This is a genomic window from Kitasatospora sp. MY 5-36, from assembly GCF_001182915.1.
GTDB lineage: Bacteria > Actinomycetota > Actinomycetes > Streptomycetales > Streptomycetaceae > Kitasatospora.
Window position 1 is genome coordinate 1 of sequence record NZ_LFVW01000462.1, and the last position, 9,447, is coordinate 9,447.

At 72.3% G+C, this 9,447-nt stretch carries 8 protein-coding genes and 1 pseudogene; 6 read left to right on the top strand and 3 right to left on the bottom strand.

The annotated features are described in order from the left end of the window. On the top strand, positions 1-362 hold a 362-nt coding region (locus AE652_RS26915; protein ID WP_049656018.1), incomplete at its 5' end, for an FxLYD domain-containing protein. A 301-nt stretch (positions 363-663) separates the two neighbouring features. Next, a complete protein-coding gene (locus AE652_RS26920; protein ID WP_082345988.1) occupies positions 664-2,487 on the top strand; it encodes a glycosyl hydrolase family 18 protein in 1,824 nt (607 codons plus the stop codon). 108 nt (positions 2,488-2,595) lie between these two features. Here AE652_RS26920 and AE652_RS26925 read toward each other — a convergent pair whose 3' ends face one another. Both AE652_RS26925 and AE652_RS26930 read right to left on the bottom strand, forming a co-directional pair. Continuing rightward, positions 2,596-3,147, bottom strand: a complete 552-nt coding sequence (locus tag AE652_RS26925) for a hypothetical protein (RefSeq protein WP_159028569.1) — start codon at positions 3,145-3,147, stop codon at positions 2,596-2,598. A 120-nt stretch (positions 3,148-3,267) separates the two neighbouring features. Then, on the bottom strand, positions 3,268-3,849 hold the full coding sequence (locus tag AE652_RS26930) for a MarR family winged helix-turn-helix transcriptional regulator (RefSeq protein WP_049656022.1): 582 nt from the start codon (positions 3,847-3,849) through the stop codon (positions 3,268-3,270). Positions 3,850-3,993: 144 nt separating this feature from the next. On the opposite strand from AE652_RS26930, the gene AE652_RS26935 reads away from it, so the two are divergent. From AE652_RS26935 to AE652_RS26950, 4 genes are all read left to right on the top strand, one after another. Further along, positions 3,994-5,295, top strand: a complete 1,302-nt coding sequence (locus AE652_RS26935; protein ID WP_234348552.1) for an MFS transporter — start codon at positions 3,994-3,996, stop codon at positions 5,293-5,295. 188 nt (positions 5,296-5,483) lie between these two features. Further along, positions 5,484-7,112: a dolichyl-phosphate-mannose--protein mannosyltransferase gene (locus AE652_RS26940; protein WP_082345989.1), complete on the top strand. Its 1,629-nt coding sequence runs from the start codon at positions 5,484-5,486 to the stop codon at positions 7,110-7,112. Beyond that, entirely contained in the window at positions 7,112-7,900 is a 789-nt protein-coding gene (locus AE652_RS26945; RefSeq protein ID WP_049656025.1) for an ABC transporter permease, read from the top strand. Before AE652_RS26940 ends, AE652_RS26945 begins: the two co-directional genes overlap by 1 nt. 297 nt (positions 7,901-8,197) lie before the next feature. Next, positions 8,198-8,785 (top strand): TMEM165/GDT1 family protein, encoded by a 588-nt coding sequence (locus AE652_RS26950; RefSeq protein WP_049656026.1) that lies wholly within the window; start codon positions 8,198-8,200, stop codon positions 8,783-8,785. A 42-nt stretch (positions 8,786-8,827) separates the two neighbouring features. Here AE652_RS26950 and AE652_RS45370 read toward each other — a convergent pair. After that, positions 8,828-9,447 (bottom strand): annotated as a pseudogene (locus tag AE652_RS45370) (hypothetical protein); the annotation flags it as partial.

Here is a 9,447-nt window from a genome sequence, read left to right on the forward strand (position 1 = left end):
GGGCGGGTGCGGCGATCGCCTCGGCGGAGGCGCAGGCCTCGGCGGCGGTGTCGGCGGCCTCCTCGGCCGTCGCCGGGATCAAGGGCGGGCTGGACGCCAAGGGGGACGTCGCGGTCGGGGCGGTGAGCACCGGTTCGGACGGCAAGCCGCAGGTGTCGCTGACCGTCACCAACCACGGGCAGCAGTCGTACCGGTACGTGATCCAGCTGGACTTCACCGACGAGTCCGGCAAGGTGCTGGACGCGACCGCGGTGACCGTCCAGGACGTGGCCGCCGGGCAGAGCGCCCAGGCCACCGGGCACGCCAACCGGGACCTGTCCGGCACGGTCAAGGCCGAGGTGGCCAACGCCGTCCGCTATTGAGTCTGGACCCGGCCGCCCAGCTCAGCGCGGGTGCGGAACCTTAAGCGGGGCTCAAGGCCCAACAGCACCCCTTGACGGGCGAGTTGGTCTAGTCCATTTTTATTGCCCAGGTGCAGGGAGCCCCTGAACCGGCGCCGGCGGCCTCGTGCTGCCGGCGCCGGTTCGGCACATCCCGGTAGTCCGTCATGGTCTGATCCGCTCGATTCCCCACCCATGCCTGTCATGTCCCGGTCGTCCGGCCCCACCCCGGACGCGCGCCCCCGGGACGGCGGGTACCCCCACAACCAGGAGTCACGCACCCATGCTGCGCTCACGCATTGAAAGGGCCGGGACCCCGGCTCCGCAGGGCGGCCGCCGACGCCGTCCCAAGAGCCTGGCCGCCATCGCGGCCGGCACCACCGCCTCCCTGCTGCTCGGCGCCGGTCTCGCGCTGACCGGCGGCGCCGCGGCCAACGCCGCGACCACCAACTCCACCGGCGCGCCCGCCACCAGCGGCGGCATCAAGGTCGCCTACTACGACCAGTGGTCGGTCTACGCGAACGCGTACTACCCCAAGACGATCCAGGACACCGGCGTCGCCGGGAAGCTGGACTACCTGATCTACGACTTCGCCAACATCCACCCGACCGACCTGGGGTGTTTCGAGGCCACCAAGGCCGCGGACACGAACGACAACAACCCCAACGCGGGTGACGGCGCCGCCGACGCGTTCGCCGACTACCAGAAGAGCTTCGGCGCGGACATCTCGGTCGACGGCGTCGGCGACGTCTGGAACCAGCCGATCGCGGGCAACTTCAACCAGCTGAAGAAGCTGAAGGCGAAGAACCCGAACCTCAAGGTCCTGCTCTCGCTGGGCGGTTGGACCTACTCCAAGTACTTCTCGCCGGCCTCCGCCACGGACGCCTCGCGCAAGCACCTGGTGTCGTCCTGCATCGACATGTTCATCAAGGGCAACCTGCCCGCCGACGCCGGCTTCGGCGGCCCGGGCTCGGCGGCCGGCGTCTTCGACGGCATCGACATCGACTGGGAGTACCCGGGCGGCGGCGGCCACACCGGCAACATCTCCAGCCCGGCGGACAAGCAGAACTTCACCGCGCTGCTGAAGGAGTTCCGCACCCAGCTGGACGCGCAGGGCGCGGCCGACAAGAAGACCTACGCCCTGGCGGCGGCGGTCGGCGCCGGCCAGGACAAGATCATGAACGTCGAGACCGACAAGATCGGTCAGTACCTGACCTTCCTCGACGTCATGACCTACGACATGCACGGCGGCTGGGACGCCCAGGGGCCGACCAACCACCAGGCCGCGCTCTACTCGACCCCGGACGACCCGTCGACCCCGGCCAAGCCGGGCAACGGCAAGTACTCCATCGACAACGCCATCAAGGCGTGGACGGTCGGCGACAAGGAGTACGGCATCCCCGGCGGCTTCCCCGCCAACAAGATCAACATGGGTGTGCCGTTCTACTACCGCGGCTGGACCGGCGTGAAGGACAACGGCAAGCACGGCCTGTACCAGCCCGCCACCCAGCCGGCGGCCGGCGCGGCGATGTCCGGCAACGTCCCCGGCATCCAGATGTTCAAGGAGCTCGCGGGCTTCGTCGACAACCCGTCCAAGACCTTCTGGGACGACGCGGCCCAGGCCACGTACTTCTACGACGGCAACACCTTCTGGAGCGGTGAGGACGCCAAGTCGATCCAGGCCAAGCTCGACTACGCGCACTGCAACGGCCTCGGCGGCGCCTTCGCCTTCTCGCTGTACGACCTGGGCACCAAGACCGCCCTGTTCGACAAGATGGTGAGCGCCACCAACGGCTCCGCGTCCGCCTGCCCGGCCCCGCCGACCGGCACGCCGACCCCGACCTCCACCGGCACCCCCACCGGCACGCCGACCGGCACCCCGACCGGGACCCCCACGGGCACGCCGACCGGGACCCCGACCGGCACCCCGACCACGCCGGCCTCCTGCCCGGCCGCCCCGAGCTGGGACGCGAACACCACCTACGCGGCCGGCGGCACCAAGGTCTCGTGGAAGGGCCACTACTACACCAACAAGTGGTGGACCAAGGGCGACGACCCGAGCCAGAGCGGCCAGTGGGGCGTCTGGACCGACAACGGCCCCTGCTGAGACCCGCACCACCGACTGACCGAGGGGCCTGACGGACCCTCGCACCGCACGCGGGCGGCCCCGGACGAGGAAGGACCTCGTCCGGGGCCGCCCGCTGTGTCGGGCCGCTCAGATCTTGGCGTAGGTGACCGTGATCGTGGTCGACGAGCTGGTGATCAGCAGGTTGCTCTCGCCCTTCTCGGCGAGGACCGAACCGTCGCCCACCGGGGACACCTCGAAGCCGGCGGCCTTGAGCGCCGCCTGGTACGCGGCGAGGTCGCCGTCGGCGGCCTCGCAGGTGATGAGGTAGCCGCCGGTAGCGCCGTTGACCGTGGTGATCTTCCCGGTGGGGAGCGGGATGTCGGCGGGAAGGTCGGCGGGCCTGGTCTTGCCGTTCTGGACCGCGGTGGCGGGTGCGGTCCCGCCCGCCGCCGGAGCGGACGGAGTGGCGGCCGGGGCACCGGTCGCCGGGGCGGAGGGCGCGGACACCGGGGCGGAGGATGCGGCGGCCGGGGTCGTCGGAGCGGCCGCCGCGGGGGTGCTCGCGGCGGTGCTCGGGGCGGCGGTGGACGAACCGTCGCCGTTGCAGGCGGTGAGCCCCAGTCCGGCCGCGACGACGGCGGCGAGCAGGGCGGAGGTGCGCTTGATCTGCATGGTGGAGCCCAATCGGTAACGGAGCATCAGGATCATTCCAGAGCCAGGCAGATTGTCATATAGAAGGGTTGGAAGCTAACGACTATCCGGCGGGCCGGGATCCTCCGCGTTCCCGGCCCCGGGCTCCTTTGTGTTCCCAGTGCCGGGCTACGCCTGGCCGGGGGTGCGGCCGGGGGCGTCCGGCCGGCTCTCCTCGATCCGCCGCAGCATCCGGCCCAGCATCGCGGAGAGTGCGGCGCGGTCCTCGCCCGCGACGTCCTGGAGCAGCTCCTCCTCGAACACCGCCGCCATCCGCATCGACTCCAGCCACTTGTCCCGGCCGGTCTCGGTCAGCTCGATGATCACCCGCACCCGGTTGTTCTCGTCCCGCTCCCGGGTGACCAGGCCGTCGGCGACCATCCGGTCGATCCGGTGCGTCATCGCCGCCGGGGTGAGCCCGAGCCGCTTGGCCAGCTCGCCCGGCCCCAGCTGGTACGGGCTGCCGGCGACCACCAGGGCCTTGAGCACCTCCCACTCGGCGGAGGTGATTCCGAGCACAGTCAGCTGGCGGTCGTACGCCACGCCCATCCGCCGGGAGACCCGGTTGAGGGTCTGCACGATGGTCTCCACCTGGGGGTCGACCGTGGGGAACTCCCGCTGGTAGAGGGCCACTTGCTCGGCGATGCCGAACTCCAGGGGGGTGGCCGGGGCGGGCTTGTCAGTGGCCGGCCGCGGCTTGTCCGTAGTCATGCGGACCAGTGTCGCACGAGCGTGCACCCCTTAAGCCTTTGACTCCGCACTCTTCCGGTGCTAAGACTTTATCTCGTCAAACTTTAGCTCTGAAATCTTCTGGACTTAAGAGTATCCAGTTGAAACCAGGAAGGGATGTGCACGGTGACCGGCACGGTGAAGCAGCAGAGGCAGCGGCGTGGAGCGGGCGGCCCGCTGCGCCGCGTCCAGATCGGCAACGCACTCAGTGCGTTCGGCAGCGGGTTCACGATGCCGTACATGTTCGTGTACGTGGACCAGGTGCGCGGGCTGGGGTCGATGGTCGCCTGGATGGTGTTCACCCTCTTCGCGCTGGCGGCCCTCGCCGTCCTCCCGTTCATCGGCCGCGGCATCGACAAGTACGGCCCCCGCCCGGTGCTGCTGGCCGGTACGGCGCTCGCCGCCACCGGCGCGTTCGCCTTCGGCCACGCCACCGGCACCCCGGCCCTGCTGGTCTCCGCCTTCCTGTTCGGCGCGGGTGTCACCACCTGCCAGCCGGCGCTCGCCACGATGATCGTCCGCTGCTCCACGGCCGCCACCCGCTCGCGTGCCTTCGCGCTCCAGTTCACCCTGGTCAACCTGGGCATGGGCATCGGTGCGCTGGTCGGCGGGCAGATCGTGAACGTGTCCGACCCGGCCAGCCTCACCCGGCTGTTCACCATCGAGGCGGCGACGTTCCTCGGCCTCGCCCTGGTCACCGGCACCGCCCGGATATCCAAGGTCCAGCTGACCGCCGTCCACGAGAAGGCCGACGGCCCGACCGGCCTGCGCGCGCTGGTCGCCGACAAGGCGATGCTGCGGCTCTGCCTGCTCGCCGGGCTGATCTTCTTCACCTGCTACGGCCAGTTCGAGTCCGGTGTCGCGGCCTTCGCCACCTCCACCGTCGGCACCGCGCCCTCCACCCTGGGCTTCGCGATCGGCGCCAACGCGCTGACCATCGTGGTGCTGCAGATGTTCATGGTGCGGATCACCGCGCGCCGCCGCCGCACCACCGCGATGGCCGCGGCCGGCGTGGTCTGGCTCGGCGCCTGGGCGATGGCCCTGGTGGCCGGCCTGATCCGGACGGAGACCATGGCCGCCACGGTCGCCATCGTCTCGATCTACGCCCTCTTCGGCGTCGGCGAGTCGCTGCTCGCGCCCACCATGGGCCCGATCGTCGCGGACCTCGCCCCGGCCCGGCTGCTCGGCACCTACAACGCCGGGTACTCCCTGGTGAAGCAGATCGCGATCGCGGTCGGCCCCGCCGTCGGCGTGCTGCTGGTCGGCTCCGGCGCCTGGCCGCTCTACCTGGCGGCCATGGCGGGCTCCACGGTGCTGATCGTCGTCCTGGCGCTGCGGCTGCGCCCGTACCTCACGCCGGAGCAGGACAACGCGGCCCCGGCCGTGGTCCACGCCGTCCCGGTCCGGGAACTGCAGACCGCCGCGTAGCGGAACGGCCCGCACGGGTGTTCGTCACGGGCGCCGACCAGGTCACCTGGTCGGCGCCCGTCGCGCTTGGCTTCGCGGGCACCGCCACATAGTGTCAGTGGCTGTTGACCGCCCGGCCCCGGCGGGCGCGGCGCGACCCGGGCGGAGCCAGGCCCCGGGCAGAGCAGACAGGCGAAATCGGCGAGGCTATGACGCAAGCGGCGCTCACGCACCCACCGGCGGCCCCGACCTCCGCCGCCCCGGCCCCGGCCCCGCGCGGGGGCCTGGTCCGCTGGGCGGCCGACCGCTCCGGCTGGCTCGGACCGATCGCCGTCGCGCTCTTCGCCGGCCTGCTGCGGTTCTGGAACCTCGGCCACCCCAACGCCTTCGTCTTCGACGAGACGTACTACCCCAAGGACGCCTGGTCGCTGCTCCAGCAGGGCTACGAGGGCACCTGGCCGGACCACGCCAACGCCGACATCCTCTCCGTCCCGCAGTCGATCGCGCTGGGCTCCGCGCCCGAGTTCGTCGCGCACCCGCCGCTCGGCAAGTGGGTGATGGCGACCGGCGAGCAGTTGTTCGGGCTCAACCCCTTCGGCTGGCGGTTCATGACTGCCCTGCTCGGCACCCTCGCCGTGCTGATGCTCGCCCGGATCGGCCGCCGTCTCTTCGGCTCCACCCTGGTCGGCTGCACCGCCGCGCTGCTGATGGCGGTGGACGGCCTCCAGCTGGTGATGAGCCGGGTCGGCCTGCTCGACGGCATCCAGATGTTCTTCGTGCTCGCGTCCTTCGGCAGCCTGCTGGTCGACCGCGACCACGTCCGCGCCAGGCTCGCCGGGGTGGCCGATGCCGACGCCGACGCCGTCCGGCTCGGCTGGCGCCCCTGGCGGATCGCCGCCGGGGTGTTCGTCGGCGCCGCCTGCGCGGTCAAGTGGAACGGCGCCCCGATCCTCGCCGCCTTCGGCATCCTGACCGTCCTGTGGGACCAGTCCGGCCGCCGCGGGGCCGGCGCCCGCCGCCCCTGGCGCTCCATGCTGCGCCTGGACGCCGTCCCCGCCTTCCTCGCCATGGTCGGCTCCGCCGTGGTGGTGTACGTCGGCGCCTGGAGCGGCTGGCTGGCCACCGGAGGCGGCGGCGCCAACGGCGGGGGCGGCTACGACCGGCACTGGGCCGACGGGCGCGCCGGGCTCTCCCCGGACAGCGTCCTCGGCATCCCGCTGCCGCAGGTCCCGATGGGCTGGGTGCCCGCGCCGCTGCGCAGCCTGTGGCACTACCACGCGCAGATGTACGACTTCAACACCGGCCTGAGCACCCCGCACACCTACCAGTCCAACCCCTTCGCCTGGCTGGTCGACGGGCGCCCGGTCTCGATGTACTGGGAGCAGATCCCGTACGGGCAGCACGGCTGCACCTCCTCGGGCGGCTGCGCGGCGCAGATCCTGGGCCTCGGCACGCCGTTCCTGTGGTGGGCGGCCTGCTTCGCGCTGGTCTACCTGCTGTGGCGCTGGTTCTTCCGGCGGGACTGGCGCTCGGGCGCGGTGCTGTGCGCGGTCGCCGCCGTCTACCTGCCCTGGTTCCGCTACCAGGAGCGGACGATCTTCTCCTTCTACATGGTCGTGCTGGTGCCGTTCCTCTGCCTGGCCGTCGCCCAGATGCTCGGGGCGATCCTCGGCCCGGCCGGGTGCAGCCCCGAGCGCCGCCGGATCGGGGCGATCGGGGCCGGGGCGGTCGTGCTCGCGATCGTCGGCTGCTTCGCCTTCTTCTACCCGCTGTACACGGCGGAGGTGATCCCGATGTCGTCCTGGCAGGACCGGATGTGGTTCACCAGCTGGATCTGATGCCGGTGCCGGTGCCGCTGGCGGCGTCGGGCGGCCAGCTGCTGCCGGTCACCCCGGTGCTCGGGGTGGTCACCGCGGTGCTGCTGCTGGCCGCCGTCGCGGTGGCCGGGCGGGGCCTGCTCGGCCACGGGCACGCCGTCCTGCGGGCCGGGCTGCGCGCGGTGGTGCAGCTGGCGGCCGTCGCCGCGGTGATCAGCTGGGTGGTCGGTTCGCTCTGGTGGTCGGCGCTGTTCGTGCTGGTGATGTTCTCGGTCGCGGTGCGCACCGCCGGCCGGCGGATGACCCCGGGCCCGGGCTGGGTCTGGGCGGCCGCCCCGATCGGTGCCGGGGTGCTGCCGGTGCTCGCCCTGCTGCTGGGCGTCGGACTGCTGCCGGCCGAGGGCCTGTCCGTCATCCCGGTCGCGGGCATCCTGATCGGCGGCGCGCTCAGCGCGACCTCGCTGGCCGGGCGGCGGGCCCTGGACGAGCTGCGGCTGCGGCGCGGCGAGGTGGAGGCCGCGCTGGCGCTCGGCTTCGAGGAGCGCGACGCCCGGCTGGAGATCTGCCGGACGGCGGCGGCGACCTCGCTCGTCCCGGCGCTGGACCAGACCCGGACGGTCGGCCTGGTGACCCTGCCCGGGGCGTTCGTCGGGATGCTGCTGGGCGGGTCCTCGCCGGTCCAGGCGGGGGCGGTGCAGCTGTTCGTGCTGATCGGGTTGCTGGCGGTGGAATCGGTGGCGATCGTGGTGGTGCTGGAACTGGTCGGGCGCGGGCTGGTCGCGGTCGAGCCGGACGGGGGCGGCCGGTAGGCGGGGCTGTGCCCGTCGGCCCGTCGTAGGTCACCGTGGGTCGTCGTGGCCCTCGTCGGTCTTCCGAGAGGGGTCGGTTGACGCCGTCGGGTACGCTTGGGGCCGTTGAAGGGGAGTAGCCCTCCACCGGACCGTCGACATACTGGCCCCCAGGGGCCCGGCGCCCGGGGCACCGCTCGATGAACGGTGCCGGCGAGACCTTCGGCCGCAGTGCTGTGACCATGACCAGTGCTGTCGGGCCGAAGCGTCCCCTGACGGAGCCGCGGCGGCCGGGCAGCCTCCGACCGAGGAAAACCCCTGATGAGTCTCACCGTTGCCGCGTTGACCTTCGGCATCATCTTCCTGGCCGAACTGCCGGACAAGACCGCGCTGGCCAGCCTGGTGCTCGGCACCAAGTACCGCGCGAGCTATGTCTTCGCGGGCATCGCCGCCGCCTTCGCCCTCCAGGTGGGCCTCGCGCTCGCCGCCGGGCACCTGCTCTCGCTGCTGCCGCACCGCTGGGTGGAGGGCGTCACCGGCCTGCTGTTCCTGGTCGGCGCGGCGATGCTGCTGTTCCACGGCGGCGAGGACGAGGACGAGCACGCGGCCAAGGAGCCGTCCTCGAACAGCTTCTGGAAGGTGGCCGGGGCCAGCTTCGTGGTGGTCGCGATCGCCGAGTTCGGCGATCTGACCCAGATCATGACCGCCAACCTGGCCGCCAAGTACGCCGACCCGCTGGCCGTCGGCCTCGGCTCCTGGCTGGCGCTGTGCGCGGTCGGCGGGATCGCCATCGTGGGCGGCCAGAAGCTGCTCAAGTACGTGCCGATGAAGCTGATCATCCGGGTGGCGGCGGCGATCATGGTGGTGCTGGCGGGCATCAGCATCTTCGGGGCGATCACCGGCTGATCCGTCCGTCGTCCGCCGTCCGCCGCGTGTCGCCCGTCGGCCTCAGCAGCTGTTGTGGGCGTCCAGGGCGGCACGGGTGTTGGGGCCGAAGACGCCCCGCTTGTCCCCCTTGACGGCCCACATCCACTGGACGTAGCCGACGGTGTTCACGGTGGTGTCGTCGTACACCCCGGTCACCGGCACGCTCGCCCAGCAGACGACGACGGCGAGTTTCTGCTGGAGGGCGGTCACGTCGGGCCCGCTCATCCCGGACTGCAGCACGCGCGGGGTCGGGGCGGTGGTGGGCGTCGGGGTCGGGGAGGGGGCCGGGGGAACGGTCGGCGTGGGGGCCGGGGCGGGGGGAGCGGCCGGGGCCTCGGTGGTCGGTGCGGCCGTCGGCGGCGGGGTGACCGTCTTCGTCGGGCTCGGCTTGCGGGTGGCGGTGGGCGTCGGGCTCGGTGCCTCGCTGGTCGGCGCCGCCGTGGTCGGAACGGGTGTCGCCAGGGTGGGCGGGTCCACCGGGGCGGGCGCCAGGGTGCTCGTCGGCAGCGGCTGCGCCTGCTTGGCCGGCGGTTCGGCGGAGGGCGTCACCGCGTACGCGACGCCGATGGTGAGCGCGACCAGGGCGGCGCCGATCCCGGCGAGCAGCCCCTTGCGCTGGGCGAGCGGGCGCCGCTCGGCCT